Origin of the sequence: Gaoshiqia hydrogeniformans (assembly GCF_049347105.1) — a bacterium.
Taxonomy (GTDB): domain Bacteria; phylum Bacteroidota; class Bacteroidia; order Bacteroidales; family Prolixibacteraceae; genus Gaoshiqia; species Gaoshiqia hydrogeniformans.
In genome coordinates this window covers 5112274-5132048 of sequence record NZ_CP186334.1, presented here as the reverse complement: position 1 = coordinate 5132048, position 19775 = coordinate 5112274, and the positions used below count along the sequence as shown (strand labels likewise).

The window sequence follows — 19775 nt, the reverse complement described above, 5'->3', positions numbered from 1 at the left end:
ACTTTCACATATATTTATATCCCACGGCTGAATGATCTTGATTGTAGCCGATCAGTTTGTTTACAATCCGGTCGAATAGTTCCTGGGTTCCCGGGTAGCCGATGTGTTTGATGCGCTGCCCGCCAATGCGGTCGTGAACCGGGAAGCCGCAGCGCACAATCGGGATATCCAGTTCCCGAGAAATATAATAGGCTTTGCTGTTGCCAATCAGGAGGTCGGGTTTGTGCCGGATGCACCATTCGCGGATCATTTCATAATCAAAACCATTTTGTACGGCGATGCTCTCCGGATTTTCAGGGCAGTGTTTCCTGATCTCGTTTTCCAGCCGTCCGCTGTCGCCGCCCGAAGCAGCCAGTGCCACCTCCATTCCGATTTCATTCAGAAAAGCCGACATGGCCACGACGAAATCTTCTTCGCCATACACAACCGCCTTTTTTCCGAATACGTATTTGTGGCCATCAATATACGAGTCGATCAAGCGGCCGCGTTCTTTGGTATATTTCAAGGGTATTTCCTTTCCTGACACTTTAACCAGTGTTTCAAAAAACCGGTCGCAGGAGGTAACTCCAAGCGGTAAAAGCATCCGGTGGTTTTCAACCTGAAAATTTTCCTGCAGGTATTCCGCGGCGGTGGTAACCGGAGAGGAGCTTTTTACACGCCCCGACAGGCTTCCCTTGTTTAAGATGGTTCCGAACTCGACTGAAGCTTTGGCTGTGCCGCATTTCCTGACCGTTTCCAAAGGAGTTCCGCCGGTTGGAATTCGTTGATACGACTCCCAACTTGTATTGTCGAGTGTTTCGGAATAATCGGGCAATAAAACGAAAGATATGCCAAAATCTTTGAGGATGCTTTTGATCTGGCGCAGGTCTTCAGGAGACACAAAGCCCGGAAAAATATTGACGTGTTCTTCTTTTTCACCACCTTCGGCCAGAGATTTGACCGTTGCCGCCACTGCTTCGTGAAATCCGTCGATGTGCGAGCCCTGATAGCTGGGCGTTGACGCGGCGATGAAGTGGGGCAGCTTTGTTTTTTTTTCAGAATCGATATATTTCTGAATGTACATGCGGATATTGTCGCCGATGGTTTCGCTCAGGCAAGTGGTCGCTATCCCGATCACTTCAGGCTGGTACTGGCTGATGACGTTCCTGATGGCCGTCAGGCAATTGGCGCCGCCGCCAAAAATGGTTGATTCTTCGCTGAAGTTGGATGAAGCAATATCGACCGGCTCTTTGTAGTGGCTGATCAGGTAACGGCGGATGTACGTTGCACAACCTTGCGAGCCGTGAATAATCGGGACGCATCCGCGAATACCTTTGAAAGCCACACTGGCCCCAAGTGGTGCGCAAAGTTTGCAAGCGTTAATAACCGCCCCTCCCAAGCTCCCCGGAGCGCCTCCCTCCAGGCCCCTCCCCGGGAGGGGGCTTTCGGAGTTGGAATGCATGAATTGATCTTTTGAAATTGGCGTGTCCATGATTAAGCGTTTTAAATGTTCAAAGTTTTCATTGGCCAAACTCGCTTTCCTCACCGGGAAAGGCAGGGATGGGGCTCTTAATTCCCGCTCCCGGGGAGCGGGTTAGGGGAGGCTTCACGAACTTCCAAACAGGGCTGCAAACCGAAGCATGTACTTCTTTGGCAAAGTTCATCATCCCCTCGTAGCCGGCCAAAGCTTCTTTTCGTTCATGGTTATGATCACAGAAGCCCAATCCGAGCTTGTAGGCGATGGGTCGTTCTTTCACTCCGCCAATAAAGAGGTTGGCACCGGTCAGCTTAACAAACTCAGAAAGTTCATTCGGGTTCGAATCGTCCACGATGACGGTGCCTTTGTCGCACAGTTCTTTTAACAGGTTGTAGTCGTCCTGGTTGCCGGTTTGCGATCCTACGACGACAGTTTGCATGCCCAGTAAACGCAGGGCTTTCACCAGCGAAATGGCTTTAAATGCACCGCCCACGTATATCGCTGCCTTTTTTCCTTCCAGCTTTTGGCGATAAAACTGAAGCGCGGGAAGCAGCTTGCCCAGTTCGTCCCTAACCAGTTCGCGGGCCTTTGCCATCATTTCTTCCGATTTGAAAAAACGGGCCACTTCATACAAAGCATCCGACATATCTTCGATACCGAAATAGGAAACTTTCATAAACGGGATCCCATATTTTTCCTTCATTTCTTTGGCCAGGTAAACCATCGACCCCGAACACTGCACGACATTCAATTGCGCCGTGTGTGCCTTGCGGATTTCATCCACGCGGCCGTCGCCGGTCATGCACGACACCAGGTTCACGCCGATCCTCCGGTAATAGTCTGTCAACATCCACAACTCGCCGGCCAGGTTAAAATCGCCCAGGATGTTGATACTAAACCGGGGAGCGGTAAAGCTTTTATCAGTGCCAATCAGCTTTGAAAGCGCGCCGCATGCCACTTTGTAGCCGTCTTTTTTGGTTCCGTTAAACCCTTCCGACATCACCGGGATGATATCAATGCCGGTTTCTGCGGAAGCTTTGCGGCACACGGCTTCCACATCGTCGCCAATCACCCCGACAATGCAGGTGGAATACACGAATGCGGCTTTAGGCCGGTAACGGGCAACGAGGCTGGTCAGCGCGTTGTACAGGCGGGTTTCGCCTCCAAAAACCACTTCCCGCTCTTTCAGGTCGGTAGTAAAACTTAAACGGTGCAACTGCGGGCCGGAAGAAAGAGATCCGCGGATGTCCCAGGTGTAAGCCGCGCAACCAACCGGCCCGTGTATCAGGTGCAAGGCATCGGCAATGGGATAAAGCACCACCCGCGAGCCGCAAAAAACACAGGCACGCTGGCTGACCGACCCTGCCAGGCTTTTTTTCCCGCAGGCTATCGCCCCTTCGTCTTTCCCTTTCGTGACGACCTGGTTTTGTCTTTCTTTCAGTATTTCGTTCATGATATAAGCCCCCTCCAAGAGGGTGTCCAAAAAGTCAGGCAAGTGTTTTGTGAACTTTCACATTGTAAGTCAAGATACTGTTTTGACCCCCATATCCCCTGAAGGGGACTTTAAGCCTCACCTTCAGGGGAGGTTTGGAGGGGTAAAACAACAGGGATACTTTCAATTTGTAAGCTAAAAGCATTTATATTCGGCTTTTGAGACACCCTCTTAAAAATCCAGTTGTCAAGGTTGAACCATAGAACTGGAATAATTTGTCGTTTCAGGACGATTTCAAAGAATTACTACATCACCAATTCGAACGATTCCTCAGGGGCGCTTGCATCTTGTTTGTCCATTAAAACGCCCAGAATCTTTTCAAGAATGCGCATGGCGCCCACGTACCCGATTGTGGGGAAATAGCTGTGCCCAACGCGGTCGAGGATCGGGAAGCCCATCCGTACAAAGGGGATGTTTTCGTCGCGTGCGATGTACTTACCGTACGTGTTGCCAATGATCAGATCCACCGGGTTTTCCTTGATCCATTGGTGCATCAGGAACATATCGGCCTGGGGCCCGTTCTTGTATTTGGCTTCCGGAACTTTTCCCGAAAGAATTTCCGGCATGCGTTTTTCAAAGTTTTTGCCGGGAGTTCCCGAAACGACATAAACCGGTTTCATATCAATATCGGTCAAAAACTCAATCAATGGCAGGATATTGTCGGGGTCGCCAAAAACAGCCACCCTTTTGCCGTACAGATATTGGTGCATATCGGTAATCAGGTCGAGCAGCCGTCCGCGTTCTTCGGTGATCTTTTCCGGGATGGAAACCCTTCCTGCCTTTGAAACGGCCTGGATGAAACGGTCGGTGGCCCGAAGCCCAACCGGGATGTCAATGATCTCGAAAGGGACTTTGCATTGGTTGTCGAGCGCGATTGCAGCCTTTTGTGTTGCCCATTCGCCCAGTCCCAGTGTTTGCATACTGTTGCCCATGCTCACCATTTCGGGGATGGTGGTGCCACCTTTGGGGTACATTTCAAATTTCCCCGTCATTGGCGTGTCCAGTACATCCGATGTGTCGGGCAATAAAACGGATTTCACCTTCATCAACCGCATGAGCCTTTTCAATTCACGCATGTCGGAGGGTTCAACCCAGCCCGAAAGCACGTTGATCTGCCTGATTTTTTCGTCAGTTTTTTCAGCAAAATATTTGACAAAACTTTCGAGCATGTTGGCATACCCGGTTACATGAGAGCCCACATAACTGGGAGTGGAAGCCGAAAGCACATGTTTTCCAAACGGAATTTTACCTTCATCGCGCGCTTTATTGATAATCTGAACCAAATCGTCGCCGATGGTTTCGGAAAGACAGGTGGAATGGACCGCGATAATTTCAGGTTCATAAACTGAAAAAATGGTTTCGATTCCCTGCAACAAGTTGGCTTGTCCTCCAAAAACCGATGAACCTTCGGTGAATGAGCTGGTGGCTGCCATCACGGGCTCTTTGTAATGACGGGTCAAAGCGCTGCGGTGGTACGAGCAGCAACCCTGCGAACCGTGGCTGTGCGGCAGGCATCCGTGCACTCCGAGCGCCGCGTACATGGCGCCTACCGGTTGGCAGGTTTTCGCCGGATTGACGGTCAACGCTTTTCTTTCCCTTACCTCTTTGGTTGTATGTCTTAATAACATAAGTTGTCCTCCTGATTTTAGTATTCAATTGTCATGCAGCCCACCAGTTCAGATTCGTTTTTCCAGGGAGCGTCAATCATTTTCCAAATGTTGGTGGCGAGCATGCGTTCCATTTCGCGGTAGAAGTTGATCGCCCCGCCAAAAGCGGCATACGGGCCGCCGTAGTCGTAGCTGTGCAACTGTTTCAGCGGAACACCGGCTTTTTGCACCACGTACTTTTCTTTGATGCCCGCGCAAAATACATCGGGCTTATAAAATTCGATCAGCTTTTCGGTCTCCCAGTGGTTGACATCGTCGATTACCAACGCATTTTTAGCCATATCAGGCATCATGCCCTCGTAGTTTTTGAATTCGTAGCCCAGGCTTTGCAGTTCAGCTTTTTTTGCAGCCAGGTCGTTTCTGAAAAGTTTTTCATCTTTGGTGACGGTCAACTCTTCAATGTTGCGGGTGTCGGCATCAATTTTAATGTTGGGGATCACTTTCCGGCCTTCATAATCATCGCGGTGGGCGAACTCGTAACCGGCAGAAACTGTGCGTATTCCCAGTTCCGTGAACAAGTCCTGGTAATGGTGGGCGCGCGATCCTCCTACAAACATCATGGCCAGTTTTCCCTGCACCCGTGGTTTGACGGAATCTTTCACCACGTTCACGTTGGCCATTTCGCGGGCGATGATCTCTTCCACTTTGGCGCTCAGTTCAGCGTCGCGGAAATAGTCAGCCACTTTACGGAGTGATTTTGCGGTGGACTCTGCCCCAATAAAATTCACCTTCACCCAGGGGATACCATATTTTTCTTCCATCATATCGGCAATGTAGTTGATGGACCGGTGGCACATCACCAGGTTAAGGTCGGCGGTATGCGAATATTCCATGCTTTTGATGGTCGAATTTCCGGAGAAAGTGGACAGGAGGGTGATCCCGGCTTCTTCAAAGAGGCTTTCAATTTCGAAGGCGTCGCCGCCAATATTGTATTCACCCAACATATTCACCTGGAACTTTCCGGTGCGTGGCCGGTCGTTGTTGCCCACCACGTTCTTAAAAACGCCGTTGTTGGCAATGTGGTGGCCGGCCGACTGTGACACGCCACGGTAGCCCTCGCAACTGAACCCGAAGATGTTGATTCCCAGTTCGGCTTTCATGTCGCGGGCAACGGCATGAACATCATCGCCGATCAAACCAACCGGGCAGGTTGAGAAGATACCGATCGCTTTGGGCTTGAAAATTTCAAAGGCTTCGCGAACTGCTTCTTTCAGTTTGGCTTCACCCCCGAATACGATATTTTCGTCCTGCATGTCGGTTGAAAAAGCATAGGTCATGTAGTTTTCGTCTCCTTCAGCGGCACGGGTCTGGTTGCGGCGGGTCAGCCAGGCATAAAAACTGCAGCCGATGGGGCCGTGCACCAGGTTGATGATGTCGCGGGTAGGGCCGAGCACCACCCCTTTACAGCCGGCGTAAGTACAACCGCGTTGGGTAATGATTCCGGGGGCCGTACGGACATTGGCCAGAATTTCCTGTTCCAGCGCCGGATCGTTTATCACAATTGCTTTGGCCCGTTTCTTTGCCAGTTTGGGCGGATATTTTTTCAGGATTTCTTCCCGAAGCGCTAAGGGATCTGGCAATCCGTTGGTATAATCTTTTCTTTTTGGCATGATGGTAAGTTTTTAGTCCAGTGTGATGTCACCTGTTTCACCGGTCCTGATTTTTACTGATTCGTGCAAAGGGATGACGAAGATTTTTCCGTCGCCGGGTTCCGGAGTCTGGTTCGCCTCAATAATGGTCTCAACAGCAATGTCGAGCTTGTCATCGGTCACCACCAGGGTTACCACGCGCTGCGGGCGCAGGCGCGGTTCTTTCCCCAGGTGGGCCAAAGCTTCGGGAAGGTCTTTTTTGACGCCTTCCAGCACTTTGGCATCCCAAAGGCCTTTCCCGCGCCCGAAAACTTTACCCGTGGCTGTCATCGAAGGAAGCCCGACATCGGAGAGGGCCCGTTTGGTGGCATTCATCTTGTCGATGCGTATAATGGCCATGATTAATTTCATGATACAAGATTTTTTAGGGTTACAATTCTTTGGTGCCGCGGCTGATGGTGTAAGCTTCTTCAACCGGTGTGATAAAGATTTTTCCATCGCCGTAGGCGCCTTTGGGCTCGGTCCGGGCAGCCTCCATGATGGTGGTCACCGCAAAGTCTTTGTCTTCATCTTTGATGACCATGAGAAGCATTTCTTTCGGAAGTTCGTCGTAAGTAACATCGCCGATTTTGATACCGCGCTGTTTCCCGCGCCCCACAACCGGGATTTTTGTTACCGCGACATAGCCCGCTTCAAACAAGGCTTTCAATACTTTACTTGATTTTTCAGGACGAATAATAGCTCTGATCATTAACATCGTTTGGTTCTCCTATTTTTTAGTTGGCAATGCCGAAATCAATTAACAAAGTTTCCAGGTCTTCCATTGGAAGCGGGTTTGGAACGACGAACTGGTCGTTTTCGCTGATGGCTTTGGCCAGTTGGCGGTATTCGTTCGCCTGAACGTGGGCCGGATCATAATCAATAACCGTTTTGCGGTTAATTTCGGCGCGTTGCACCATGTTGTCGCGGGGCACAAAATGAATCATTTTTGTACCTAACTGGCGGGCCAGTTCTTCAATCATTTCCCGCTCGTTGTCCACTTTCCGGGAGTTGCAGATTAACCCGCCCAAACGGACGGAGCCGGCCTGTGCGTACTTTTTGATTCCTTTGCAAATGTTGTTTGCCGCGTACATGGCCATCATTTCCCCCGAAACCACGATGTAAATTTCTTCGGCTTTGCCTTCGCGGATCGGCATGGCAAAACCGCCGCAAACCACGTCGCCCAATACATCATAAAACGTGTAGTCGATTTTGTATTTGTCATCCCAGGCGCCCAACTGTTCGAGCAGGTTGATGGAAGTGATGATACCGCGGCCGGCACATCCAACCCCGGGCTCGGGGCCTCCCGACTCTACGCAGCGGACACCGCCGTAGCCAATTTTCACAATATCGTCGATGTCGATATCCTCACCTTCTTCGCGAAGCGTATCCAGCACCGTTTTCTGGGCCAGGCCGCCGAGCAACAAGCGGGTGGAGTCGGCCTTGGGGTCACAGCCAACGACTTTGACATTGTAACCGGCTTCGACCAGCCCGGCTACGGTGTTTTGAGTGGTGGTGGATTTTCCGATTCCACCTTTACCATAAATTGCAATCTTTCTCATCTTTTGTATTTTTTACGGGTTAACATCTTGCTTTTCCAACTGCCAAACGACAATGGTGCCAGGAAGAGTTGCAAGTTCCGGGTTTCGGGGTTCAAGTTGTGTGTTAAGCGTTGTGTATCTGTGGTTTAAGAGATTGTATTTTTTTCGAAAGGAGTTTTGGCACGAAAAAAAATCCTACGTTTTGGTAGGAAATGACAAAAAACCGCACAGAGTATGTTGTACGGCATAAATCCAGTAAGTAAAGGGCTTTGAAGGGAGTTAAGATTGGCGTAACCTACATTTTGGTAGGATGGTCACACTTTAAACCGCCAGGCGTCGATGTTGTATTTCTTTAACCTGATACCCAGCATACGTTCGGTGACTTTCAATTCTTCGGCAGCTTTGGCAATGTTTCCTTTCGAACTGGTGAGCGCTTCACGGATCAGTTGTTTTTCCACCTGTTCCACGGTGTAGGTCAGCCCGCCCGGCGCCTTGGTGTTGGTTGAATCGGCTGTTTGGAGCGACGGCGGCAGGTCGTAGCTGTGGATGACCCTGTCTTTGCTGAGGATGCAGGCCCGTTCGATACAGTTTTCCAATTCGCGGATATTTCCCGGCCAGCGGTAAATCATCAGCATATTCAGGGCCGAAGTGGTAATACGGATGATTTTGGCATTGTTCCGTTTGTTGAATTTTTCGATAAAATGGTCAACCAGCGCGGGAATGTCGTTTCTGCGGTCGCGCAAAGGTGGCACAAAAATGGGGAACACGTTGATGCGATAATATAAGTCTTCGCGAAATTCATTCTTTTGGATCATTTCTTCGAGGTTACGGTTGGTGGCGCACACGATCCGGACATCGACCCTGATTGTTTCGGTACCTCCAAGCCGTTCAAACTCGCGCTGCTGGATCAGCCGGAGCAGCTTCACCTGCGTGGATAGGGGGATGTCGCCGATTTCGTCAAGGAAGATGGTCCCGCCGTCGGCCAGTTCAAAACGTCCTTTCCTGCGTGACTCGGCGCCGGTGAAGGCTCCTCTTTCATGCCCGAAAAGTTCACTTTCTATTAAGGTGTCGGGCAGTGCAGAACAATTCACTTTGATAAAGTTCTTTTTGGCGCGCGGGCTTGAAAAGTGGATGGCATCGGCAATCAGCTCCTTTCCGATCCCGCTTTCGCCCCGGATCAGCACGGTGGAACTGGTTTCGGAAACCATGCTCACCAGTGAATATACATCGCGCATTTTGCCCGAGTTGCCAATGATATTGGCCGGCCTGAAATCCACTTTAAGCTGTTGCTGCAACTGAATATTTTTTTGCCGCAACACTTCCATTTCTTCGATGCGTTCCTGGCGAGACCGAACGCTGCGCGAAATCATCGATCCGATAATCGACAAAAGCCGGTTGTCTTCATCGTACGAAATATATGGATTATATGCCCTGATGACACTTAAGGTGCCTGTAACTTTACCTTCTTCGATGACGGGAATGCAGATATAGGTTAGTTCATGTCCGTTTTTAGTGAGTTCCAGGCCGGTGCGGTTGAGAAACAAGTTGGATTTTGAAATCTTGTCGATGACCACCGGGCGTGCCATTTCAACCACCCTTCCGGTAATCCCTTCGCCCAGTTTATAACGTCCGCGCGCCTGTTGTGCCGGGCTCAGTCCGTAAGCCGACTCAATCATGATGCTTTCACTCTCGCGGTTAAAAATTGTCAGAAATCCGCGCTCGGCATTCAGGTATTTGACCACCATCTCCAAAATGCCCGACAAATCATGCTTTAGCTCTTTGGACTGAATTAACCTTTGACTGATATCAAAAAGCAAAACGAGCTCTTTGAGCCCGTAACATTCATTGCCTGCTTTTTTGCATTTGAATTCCATGTTTTGTCGTTTTGACAATGAATAGTTATATTTTGTAGCAAATATCAATCAATAAATAGTATTTTAAACCATAAATAGAATATATAAACGATATTTTAACAAAGAATTAATCACATTTTTAATTACTGTCCTCCGGGTGTTCTCTCTTTTCCGGGTGATAAAATGCAAAAAAACTTGTCAAAACGAACTTTCTGCGGGCATTTTGATGACCTGCCTATCTTCGCTCTGCATGTGCTGAATCGAGTCGGGTAAAAAAAACAACAGACTTTGTAAGCCTGTTGTCTTTATGGTGATGCTTAATTTTTCTTGTGCAGAAAGATTAAGCTGGATATTAAAACGGTTGCGTTTTTATTTTAAAGAGTTGCAAATTTGCTGGTTAATCTTTTTTAACCGGTCTTCTTCCAGCTTGATGACTTTCCGGTCGTAGGTCATCAGTCCGTTCACTTCGCCTTCAACATCGGTCGTTTGGGTGTAAACGGCAGCCGAGAAACCGGCTTTGATCAGTTTCAGCAATTCTTCTCCGTATTTGACGTATTCATCGGTAACTTCTTTTGAGTTTTTGAACTGAACGTACCCCCAGTTCCGGTCGGTTGCCCAAAGGTGATTTTCAAGGGCCAGTCCGATACCGCCGTATTCGCCCAGCACGGTGGCGCGTTGCGCATCATACAAAAACATGCTGGGGCCCGGGTAGTGGTGCAAATCGAGCATGTCGCCAACCGGGTAGTGATTACCGCCGCTGGCCGGGTTCACGATGCGGCTTGGGTCGTAAGCTTTTGTCCATTCCACGATTTCGGCTGTTTTAAATTGCCCCCAGGCTTCGTTAAACGGCACCCAGCAAACTACCGACGGATTGGAGTAGAGGTAATCCATTATCCCTTTCCATTCTGCCCGGTAATTGGCTTCCGACTCGGCGCTCCTGATGAGTTCATTTCCGTTAAAATATTGACGTGGTTGCCATTGCGGAGAATGTCCGCCGTTTGGCATATCCTGCCATACCAGAATCCCCAAGCGGTCGCAATGTGTATACCAACGGGCGGGTTCAACTTTCACGTGTTTGCGGATCATGTTATAACCGAAGTCTTTGGTTTTAACAATATCGTATTTCAGCGCTTCGTCAGAGGGGGCGGTGTACAAACCGTCGGGCCACCAACCCTGGTCGAGCGGGCCAAACTGGAACAGGTTTTTGTTGTTCAATTGCAAGCGGACAATCCCGTTGGCATCTCTCTTTGTGGATACTTTACGCATGGCAAAATAGCTGTCGACCTGGTCAACAACCTTTCCGTTGCTGATCAGTCTGACTTTCAAATCATAGAGAAAAGGAGATTCCGGGCTCCAAAGCTTTGCGCCGGCAATCGAAATGTCAACTTTCTGATTTGCTGATGCTTTTACGGTGGTCAATTTTACATTTCCGTCAAAAACGTCGACTTCGTAAATATCGGCGAAATTGGTTCCGCAGGAACTTACTTCAACGGTCAGGCGGTTTTTGTCGATATCCGGAGTGGTGCGAATTGTTTTAATATGTTTCTCGGCTACCGGTTCGAGCCATACGGTTTGCCAGATTCCGGTTACCGGTGTGTACCAAATTCCCTCGGGTTGACTGGTTTGTTTGCCTCGTGGCTGATAACCCCGCTCGGAAGGGTCCCAAACTTTCACCACCAGTTTTTGTTCGCCCGATTTTTTCAGAAAAGGGGTAATGTCAAAAGAGAAGGGAGTGTAACCGCCTTCGTGGCTTCCTACTTTAATATCGTTTACCCAAATGTCCGATCGCCAGTCGACAGCGCCGAAGTGCAACAGGATATTCTTGTTTTTCCAGTTTGCAGGGACGGTAAAACTCCGTTTATACCAGAGCTCATTTTCATCGCCAACTCTTTTTTGTACCCCGGAGAGGCTGGACTCAATGGCGAACGGAACCAGAATTTGGCCGTCGAAAGCCCTAGGTTCTGTTTGACCTGCTTTGGCGATGGCGTATTCCCACAGTCCGTTCAGGTTTTCCCAGTCACCGCGTTCCATCAACGGGCGGGGATACTCGGGAAGCACGTTGTTGACATCGATTTTTTCGGCCCAGATCGTTTTGATTTTCTCGCCCGCCGGTTGCCAGCCTTGCGAGAAAACAGTTGTTGCCAGAAGCGCCAATGTCATGAGTAGTACTGATCTTTTCATGTTAAAATAGTTTTTCATTTATTAGAGATATCGACTTTATCAGTCATTAACTTTCGTTTTTATATACAAGCTAATTTGCTGTTCTACTCATGAATGATCAGCATTGAATGATTGATTTATATGATCGGTTTGTTTATTTCGTTATTATATTTACGGTAATTATTCGGTGTGTTGATGAAATTCGTTATGTTGATATCTTCAGAAACGGAAGAATAGTATACGGTTAATAGTTTTTAAATGTCTTGATTGATCTGGAAAATGGTTATATTTTTGAGAGCAGGTATCATAAAGAAAAAAGCGAATTTGTTAATTCCTGTATGCAAAAAGAACTGAATAAAGATTATTTTCTATGGAAAAGCTTTAAAAATGGAGATGAAAAAGCTTTTTGCAACTTGTATGACCTGCATATTGATTCGCTTTACCGGTTTGGCATGCAGTTTTCTGCTGACTCTGATTTTATAAAAGACTGTATTCATGATCTTTTTTTGGACTTGTTTAAGTACCGGAATCAACTCTCTGACACGGATTCTATTCAGTATTACCTGTTCCGGTCTCTTAGACGAAAAATTTACAAAGAGTTATCTCGTCGGTTGCCCGTGAATCATGAGAATTATGCAAATCAGAATGAACTAAAACAGCCGACAATAGAAGACTCAATCATTCGTGATGAAATAGAACTGGAAAATTATCGGCTGCTGCAAAAAGCATTTGAAGGTTTAACCGGCAGGCAACGCGAAGCCTTGTTTCTTCGCTTCGAGCAGGACCTTGCTTATCCTGAAATCGCTGACATACTGGATGTATCGGTTGATTCTGCGCGTACAATTATTTATCGGGCAATAAAAGTTCTTCGTGAGAGCATTCAGAAAAAACATCTTTTCATTGACCTTTTACACCTGTTGTTTCGGGAAAATAAATAGCTCTTAGTTGCTGAAATCAAGTTGTTTGGATTTTTTTTGTAAAAAACGTCGAAATTTTGTCTATAAATTTCATATCTCCGCCTTTACCTATTTAAATAATGACTAATAAGGAGAAAAATTGAAACTAAAAGCTGAGGATTTTTTATCAAGGGATGGTGATGTGGAAAATAATTTTCACGGCGAGGCAACACAGGAGGATATCCGGTCTGCGAAAGAAATATTAGCTTTTCTAAAACAACCTAAGCATAAGATGCCGGCAAATGATCAGGTTGTTCTTAAAAACCAGATCAGGGCGTCTATGGTCAGAGCCAGGAGACGGAAACTGATGTTAAAATGGACATCGGTAGCTGCGGTTCTTTTTGTTGCAGTGATGGGGATCAATATTTATCACCGGTATTTGCGATTTGCCGATATTGAAAGTTATGCCAATTCATTAGCTGTTGACTCGTCGGATTCTGTAACCCGCCTTTTGTTAAATAACGGAACGGAAGTACACATTCAGGAGATTGAATCAGCCATTAAGTACGACAATAAAGGAGAACAAATTGAAATTGGTAGAGATCAGAGAGTTGAGCAAAAACTGGAGCCGGTTAAGCCCATTTACAACTCCGTTTTTGTACCTTATGGGAGAAGAGCTTTTCTTACGCTTTCCGAGGGAACAAAGGTTTGGTTAAATTCCGGGTCAAAATTGGTTTATCCTGCGAAGTTTGCATCAAACAACAGGGAGGTTTTTATTGACGGTGAAGCCATTTTTGATGTTGCTCATGTGAGTGATATCCCTTTTGTGGTGAAAACCTCATATTTTGATGTCAATGTATTAGGTACGGTTTTTAATGTGAGTGCATATTCAGATGACAGCCGCTCCAGTACGGTATTACAAACAGGGAAGATTGAGTTATGCTACAAGCAGGAATCAAAACCGAAAAAAGATCGGATGGATATGAATCCGGGAGATATGGTTATTTATGATCAGAAAAGTGAATTGTTTAATATGAAGATTGTTAACCCGGATGATTATTTGTCGTGGAGAAATGGTTATTATGTGTTCAGGAGCGATGAATTGGAGCATATTATGAAAAAGATTTCACGCTATTATAACATTGAAATCAGTATTAAAAACAGAGCACTGGCGAAAGAAAAATTTTCAGGAAGCCTTGACCTGAAAAGCTCAGCAGAAGAAGTTATTAAAACGATTGCAAGAACAACCCAACTGAATTATTTAAAAGAAAATGGTAAAATAATGATTATAACAGATTGACAAACTGAACCAAGATGAAAAAGCTTGCAGATGTTGACGCATCCGCAAGCTTATAATTAACATCGCAAAAAGCAATATTAATTTATTAAAGGATGAACAAATTTATGAAAAAAAGCAGTAATTGTGCTCATTTTTTCCATCGAAAGGATGATTGGACACATTTTATCAGAGTTATGAATTCGACAGTATTAATTATCCTTTTGGGAATAAGTACGGTATTTGCCGGTTCAACTTATTCTCAAAACACAAGATTGTCGCTTCATTTAAAGAATGCGACGATCAGAAAAGTTTTTGAGGAAATTCAAAAACAGAGCGAATTCATTATTTTTTACAAGGACAGTCATGTTAATCTTGAACAGGAGATTAATGTATCGGCTGATCAATTTACAGTTGACAAAATTTTATCGCAAGTGCTTGAAGGAACAAATTTGACATATCAGGTCGTTGATCGCCAGATTGTTATAATCCCTGTAAGTGATAGCCCTTCCGATACTAAGGATGTTATTTTGCAACCTGGTGAAAAAAATATTGCCGGGATTGTCAAAGATGTAAACGGAGATCCTGTTCCCGGAGCTACTGTTTTTGTTAAAGGAACTACAAACGGGACCATATCGGACGTTGACGGAAAGTTTAGTTTGAATCGTGTGACGAATGAAAGTGTCCTGATCATATCGTTTATCGGCATGAGAACGCAGGAAATTAAGATTGGGAACAGGCTGACTTTCAATCTTGTGATGGAAGCTGAATCTTTTGGCGTTGATGAGGTAATTGTTGTTGGTTACACGGCCCAGCGAAAAGCAACTATTACCGGATCGATTGCCACAATAACCACGAAAGACTTGAAACAAAGCCCGACTGCAAACTTAACCAATGCGCTTGCAGGACGTATGCCGGGCTTGTTGGTCAATCAATTTAGCGGAGGCGAACCCGGAGTCGACCGGAGTGATATCTATGTACGGGGTTTTGGTACCTATGGCGATAAATCCCCGATTGTGATCGTGGACGGTGTTGAAAGAAGTATGAACTATTTGGCTCCTGAAGAAATAGAAACGTTTACCATTCTGAAAGATGCATCTGCAACTGCACCATACGGCGTCAGGGGCGCCAACGGGGTCATTATCATTACCACCAAGCGTGGTGTATCTCAAGAGAAAGCATCGGTTAATTTTAAAGCCTCAATCGGGACAAATCAACCGGTAAAATTTCCTACTTATTTAGGTTCAGCCGATTATGCTGAGTTATACAATGAGGCGATCCGAAATGATAACCAGGGGATTGACGAGTCAACATTAAATTTGTTTACACAGTCTGCAATCGACGATTTCAGAAGGGCAAAAGGTGATAATTCGGATGGACTGGGATATAACTGGGATTATTTCGATTATGCCTTTAAACCGGGTGTGCAAACAGATTACAGTTTGTCTATCCGCGGAGGATCCGACCGGGCACGTTATTACGTGATGGCAAACTATTTTCAACAAGACGGAAACTACAAACATACAAATCTTGGGCAATATGATACACAAGCCATCTTTAAACGCTATAACTTTCGCTCCAATATTGATATTGATATTACAGATAATTTTTATGCGCGTTTAGACATCGGGGCCCGTATTACAGACCGCAATGCGCCGGGAACCACTGCGGCCCGCATCGTTGAATTTGCTAATACCCAGCCTTCGTATCTGCCGATTGTTGTTGAGCCCAACGATCATCCGGCAAATAAAACCTATATCGCCAATAATCCTTCCGGGATGCTTTTTGGCGACCAGATCTATCGGTTTAATATCTTGGGCGAATTGAGCCGTACCGGTTTTTTAAATGAAAAAAATTCGTACCTGGACGGATCATTTTCATTAGGACATAAACTTGATTTCATTACCAGGGGTCTGAAAGTTGAAGGTGTATTTTCTTACGATGCCTCGGAAGGCCGGTGGATAAACAGGAGAGTTGATACCTATTCCGAAGGCTACAGGGAATATCCGGGTTATGCCACTTTTGTCCCGCTCGACGGGAGCGATGTTTACAGGACTCCGGGATATTATACCGGAGCCTATAAAACAGGGAATAAGTACAATATTGACCAGACCATAGGAAATAGTATCACCCGTAATTCAACAGTCGGGAGAACTTACTACCAGGTAAAACTGGAGTACGCCCGTAAATTTGGAAGACATGATGTTGGCGGATTGGTATTGGGGAACCGGTCGAAAAGAGATGTCGACAATGCCGTTGCGTATTGCTACCAAGGAGATTAACCGGACGAATTACCTATAACTATAGCGACCGGTACCTGTTGGAAGTAAATGCCGGCTATAACGGTTCCGAAAATTTTGCTCCGGGACGCCGCTATGGACTTTTTCCGGCAGTGTCGGCAGGTTGGGTTATCTCGAACGAAGAATTTATGACCTCTGCCGGGTACTGGCTCGATAACTTGAAAATCAGGGGATCGTACGGGCTGGTGGGTAGCGATAAAGTGCCTAACAGTAAACGTTTCATTTATTTGCAATATTTTGGCGGAGGCAGCGATTATTATTTCGGGACTGATAATTTTAACAGCAGTGCAGGTGGTGGAACGGCTGAAGGTGATCTGGCCAATCCGAACCTGAGTTGGGAAAAAGCTGAAAAACTAAACGTTGGTTTTGATGCTATTTTGTTTAGAAAGCGTTTGTCCGTAGTTGCAGATGTATTTTACGAACACCGCTACGATATCATAACCGATTTGGGAGGAGGAGATAAGTTAGGTTTTCCGAATATTGTGGGTAAAAGTGCGCCATACGTTAATTCGGGAATCGTTAATAACAGGGGAATTGATTTTGAAATTGGATGGAACGGAAAGATCGGACAGAACTTTCATTATTACGTTAAGCCAAACTTTACCTATGCCCGGAACAAAATCAAATTCATGAATGAGATTCCCCGGGATTATGCCTGGAGGGCTCAGACCGGAAAACGGATTAATGAGCATTTCGTCTATGTATTTGATCATTTTGTGAAAGACGAAACCGAAGCCAATTTGCTTAATGATATGAACGAGGGAGCAGGTTTCCAAACCTGGGGCAGACTGATCCCGGGTGATGTGGTGTATAAAGACCTGAATGGAGACGGCAAAATTGACGATCTGGGCGACCGGACTTCAATGGGAAACCCGCGTACACCCGAGATCATGTTTGGCATCCCCATGGGCTTTCAGTATAAAGGATTTGATTTTAGCGTGATGTTTCAGGGAGCAACCAATGCTTCTGTACTGCTTTCAGGAGCCGCTGTCTGGGATTTTCCATTGTTTTCTCATGATAAATACGGAAAAGTTAAACCTATGCACCTAAACCGTTGGACACAGGAAACTGCCGAAACAGCTTCGTATCCTGCCCTGCATTTTGGCGATCACAGTAACAACAAAAATTCAAACAGCAGCCTGTTCCTCTACGATGCCTCCTATTTGCGACTGAAAACAATCGAAATCGGGTACAACCTGCCTAAAAGTAAAATCCGCTTTGCCGGCTTTGACCAGGTCCGGTTGTATGCTCAAGGGCTTAACCTGTTTACATGGGATGGACTGGACGATGTGGACATTGATCCCGAAACCCGTGAAGGGTCGGGTGACTGGTATCCGATTCAGAAGGTAATTAATTTCGGGATTGATATTACGTTTTAACCATTAAAATTGAATAATCATGAAAATAAAATATATATCATTCGTACTGGCATTGCTATTCCTGTCTTTCTTGTTCCAGGCATGTGAAGATGATTTTCTCGATCGAAAACCGGATGATCAGCTGGATGAAGAACAGGTTTTTACACGATATAATAAGACCAACCAGCTGGTTACCGATTTGTATGCAAACATTAAAAGCGCCAACAGACCTTTGGTGTTTTTCAACCACTTTAACAGCGCACCGGTAACTGACGAATGTGAGGGGTCGACTGCCGAAGGAAGCCTGACGAATAAGTTCAATACAGGCGACTGGAGTTCTATGGGAATGCCCGATCGGAGTAGCACCGGCCAATATTGGTGGGATCTGTATGCAAAAATCCGGAAGTCAAATGTTATCCTTGAAGGAATAAAGAAGTATAATACCCCTGATAATCCGCTGGAACCCGGCGATCTGGAAAAGCGGATTGGTGAAACTTATTTTATGCGGGCGTATCTTCATTTTCTGGCGGCAAGAATGTATGGTGAGATTGTTTATGTCAATCAAACAATAGATCCTCAGGGCTCAATGAATTTCACCAGGGAATCATTTCACACAATTGTTGAAAAGATAAGCCAGGATTGTGATTCTGCCTATGCCCGTGTTCCCGGAAAGTGGGGAGGATCAGATTTTGGGCGTGTTGATAAAGGCGCCTGTCTTGGATTAAAGGCTATGATTCGTTGGATGGCTGCTACCCCGATGTGGAATGGCGGTAATTTTCCGAATGATACCCGGTCTTTCCCAAATGAATATACCTATGATCAAACTCGTTGGGAGAAAGCTAAACTGGCGGCAAAAGCAGTTCTTGATTTTAGTGTTGAAGGACAAACCCGGTATAACTTATACACCGATCATGATGAGACCGATTTCAGAGACGATGCCGGGAACAATAAAAATAACTCGAAAGTTTACACGCGCCTGTGGAACCTGTATTTTGATATGGATGCTTATATGCAGGAAGCTGTGTTCTTTGTAACCCGGGATAAAAACCAGGCTTGGCAGGGCGATGTATATCCTCCGAGTTGGGGTGGAAGTTCCCGGCAAATGCCTGTACAGGAGCAAGTTGATGAGTATGAATATATTTCTCCTGACGGATACGGTTATCCGATTTACAGTGCAAATGCAGAGACAGACGGTTACGACGATGAAAATCCTTACGAAGGCATCCAAAGAGATCCCCGTTTTTACCGGGATATTACTTATCACGGGGCAACTTTTAAAGGAAATATCATTAATACAGCTGAAGGTTCTGATCGGATCGGAGCATCTAATTCCACAACAACCGGCTACTTCCTGCGAAAAATCATTCGCGAATCATGGAACCGTGATAAATCGTTTGATATCAATGGTCCGCCAATCTGGAGATTGCCTGAGTTTATCTACATCTATTGTGAAGCAGTCAATGAGACCACCGGACCAACCCAGGAAATCTATGACCTGATTAATACCGTTAGAGCGCGTTCTTTTATGGCATCTATGCCACCTGCTGTAAAAACGAATAAAGAATTAATGAAAGAGTATATTCAACGCGAACGCCGGGTTGAGTTATTTTATGAGAATAACCGGATTTGGTTGTGTCGCTTGTATCTCGAACCAAGTAGTACGACAGAGTTGGCAAAAGAACAAGCATGGCAAGCTGCCGGCGCCACAAATGATATGCGTTCGGTAAACTATTGGCCTTATCCAAAATGCCAGCGGATGATTAATGGAATGAAACCGGTTGAGGATCCGGATGGCAAAATTATAATTGGTGACAAGCGATATAAAATGCAGCGTTTCTTTATTGAAGACAGGGTATTTCTGACCCCAAGGCACTACCTGTTTCCAATTATGGATGATGAAATTAAACGAAGCCCGACCTTAGTTCAAAACCCCGGCTGGTAATGATTTAAATCGATTGAATTAGCCTAAACCAACGATTCAAAATTACCTGCAACGCTGATTAAACAGCAAAAAAGGGTAGATCGCAGCAAGCAGATCTGCCCTTTTGTTATATTATGACCAAAGAGGTATCCGAAGTAAAAATCGATCCCGGGGGTGAGTAATTTTTAGGGCAGAGTTGTATTAGTGAACAAAAGGACGAAAATTGT

Annotated in this window: 14 protein-coding genes; 5 read left to right on the top strand and 9 right to left on the bottom strand. The window is 46.1% G+C overall.

Annotation, left to right across the window (positions count from 1 at the left end; translation table 11 throughout):
* Positions 1-4: 4 nt before the first annotated feature.
* The 9 genes from ACOIT5_RS20365 to ACOIT5_RS20325 form a co-directional block, all read right to left on the bottom strand.
* Complete coding sequence (locus ACOIT5_RS20365) at positions 5-1471, bottom strand: nitrogenase component 1 (protein ID WP_423128009.1); 1467 nt, start codon at positions 1469-1471, stop codon at positions 5-7.
* 28 nt (positions 1472-1499) lie between these two features.
* Positions 1500-2939 carry a nitrogenase iron-molybdenum cofactor biosynthesis protein NifE gene (nifE, locus tag ACOIT5_RS20360; protein WP_423128008.1) on the bottom strand — a complete coding sequence of 480 codons (1440 nt, stop codon included), beginning with the start codon at positions 2937-2939 and terminating at the stop codon, positions 1500-1502.
* A gap of 254 nt (positions 2940-3193) precedes the next feature.
* Positions 3194-4576, bottom strand: a complete 1383-nt coding sequence (nifK, locus tag ACOIT5_RS20355; RefSeq protein ID WP_423128007.1) for a nitrogenase molybdenum-iron protein subunit beta — start codon at positions 4574-4576, stop codon at positions 3194-3196.
* 17 nt (positions 4577-4593) lie between these two features.
* Positions 4594-6225, bottom strand: a complete 1632-nt coding sequence (gene nifD, locus ACOIT5_RS20350) for a nitrogenase molybdenum-iron protein alpha chain (RefSeq protein WP_423128006.1) — start codon at positions 6223-6225, stop codon at positions 4594-4596.
* 12 nt (positions 6226-6237) lie between these two features.
* Positions 6238-6615 carry a P-II family nitrogen regulator gene (locus ACOIT5_RS20345; protein ID WP_423128005.1) on the bottom strand — a complete coding sequence of 126 codons (378 nt, stop codon included), beginning with the start codon at positions 6613-6615 and terminating at the stop codon, positions 6238-6240.
* A gap of 19 nt (positions 6616-6634) precedes the next feature.
* Complete coding sequence (locus ACOIT5_RS20340) at positions 6635-6961, bottom strand: P-II family nitrogen regulator (protein WP_423128004.1); 327 nt, start codon at positions 6959-6961, stop codon at positions 6635-6637.
* A gap of 19 nt (positions 6962-6980) precedes the next feature.
* Entirely contained in the window at positions 6981-7805 is an 825-nt protein-coding gene (gene nifH / locus ACOIT5_RS20335; RefSeq protein ID WP_423128003.1) for a nitrogenase iron protein, read from the bottom strand.
* Between the two features lie 293 nt (positions 7806-8098).
* On the bottom strand, positions 8099-9658 hold the full coding sequence (locus ACOIT5_RS20330) for a sigma-54 interaction domain-containing protein (protein ID WP_423128001.1): 1560 nt from the start codon (positions 9656-9658) through the stop codon (positions 8099-8101).
* 348 nt (positions 9659-10006) lie between these two features.
* Positions 10007-11818: a glycoside hydrolase family 2 protein gene (locus tag ACOIT5_RS20325; protein WP_423127999.1), complete on the bottom strand. Its 1812-nt coding sequence runs from the start codon at positions 11816-11818 to the stop codon at positions 10007-10009.
* 317 nt (positions 11819-12135) lie between these two features.
* Here ACOIT5_RS20325 and ACOIT5_RS20320 point away from each other — a divergent pair, with 317 nt between their 5' ends.
* The 5 genes from ACOIT5_RS20320 (at position 12136) to ACOIT5_RS20300 (ending at position 19569) form a co-directional block, all read left to right on the top strand.
* The gene (locus tag ACOIT5_RS20320) at positions 12136-12735 is read left to right on the top strand and encodes an RNA polymerase sigma factor (RefSeq protein WP_423127997.1); all 600 of its coding nucleotides are present in this window, start codon (positions 12136-12138) and stop codon (positions 12733-12735) included.
* Between the two features lie 118 nt (positions 12736-12853).
* A complete protein-coding gene (locus ACOIT5_RS20315; RefSeq protein ID WP_423127996.1) occupies positions 12854-13993 on the top strand; it encodes a FecR family protein in 1140 nt (379 codons plus the stop codon).
* Between the two features lie 92 nt (positions 13994-14085).
* On the top strand, positions 14086-16251 hold the full coding sequence (locus ACOIT5_RS20310; RefSeq protein ID WP_423127995.1) for a SusC/RagA family TonB-linked outer membrane protein: 2166 nt from the start codon (positions 14086-14088) through the stop codon (positions 16249-16251).
* The gene (locus tag ACOIT5_RS20305; protein WP_423127994.1) at positions 16233-17648 is read left to right on the top strand and encodes a SusC/RagA family TonB-linked outer membrane protein; all 1416 of its coding nucleotides are present in this window, start codon (positions 16233-16235) and stop codon (positions 17646-17648) included. The genes ACOIT5_RS20310 and ACOIT5_RS20305 overlap by 19 nt, the downstream gene beginning before the upstream one ends.
* Before the next feature lie 19 nt (positions 17649-17667).
* Positions 17668-19569 (top strand): RagB/SusD family nutrient uptake outer membrane protein, encoded by a 1902-nt coding sequence (locus ACOIT5_RS20300; protein WP_423127993.1) that lies wholly within the window; start codon positions 17668-17670, stop codon positions 19567-19569.
* The last annotated feature ends 206 nt before the right edge of the window (positions 19570-19775 follow it).

Coding starts and splice junctions, on each gene's coding strand:
- nifD (WP_423128006.1), bottom strand. CDS start 6,225: ATGCCAAAAAGAAAAGATTATACCAACGGATTGCCAGATCCCTTAGCG.
- ACOIT5_RS20340 (WP_423128004.1), bottom strand. CDS start 6,961: ATGTTAATGATCAGAGCTATTATTCGTCCTGAAAAATCAAGTAAAGTA.
- ACOIT5_RS20345 (WP_423128005.1), bottom strand. CDS start 6,615: ATGAAATTAATCATGGCCATTATACGCATCGACAAGATGAATGCCACC.
- ACOIT5_RS20310 (WP_423127995.1), top strand. CDS start 14,086: ATGAACAAATTTATGAAAAAAAGCAGTAATTGTGCTCATTTTTTCCAT.
- ACOIT5_RS20325 (WP_423127999.1), bottom strand. CDS start 11,818: ATGAAAAGATCAGTACTACTCATGACATTGGCGCTTCTGGCAACAACT.
- ACOIT5_RS20320 (WP_423127997.1), top strand. CDS start 12,136: ATGCAAAAAGAACTGAATAAAGATTATTTTCTATGGAAAAGCTTTAAA.
- nifK (WP_423128007.1), bottom strand. CDS start 4,576: ATGTTATTAAGACATACAACCAAAGAGGTAAGGGAAAGAAAAGCGTTG.
- nifH (WP_423128003.1), bottom strand. CDS start 7,805: ATGAGAAAGATTGCAATTTATGGTAAAGGTGGAATCGGAAAATCCACC.
- ACOIT5_RS20365 (WP_423128009.1), bottom strand. CDS start 1,471: ATGGACACGCCAATTTCAAAAGATCAATTCATGCATTCCAACTCCGAA.
- ACOIT5_RS20300 (WP_423127993.1), top strand. CDS start 17,668: ATGAAAATAAAATATATATCATTCGTACTGGCATTGCTATTCCTGTCT.
- ACOIT5_RS20330 (WP_423128001.1), bottom strand. CDS start 9,658: ATGGAATTCAAATGCAAAAAAGCAGGCAATGAATGTTACGGGCTCAAA.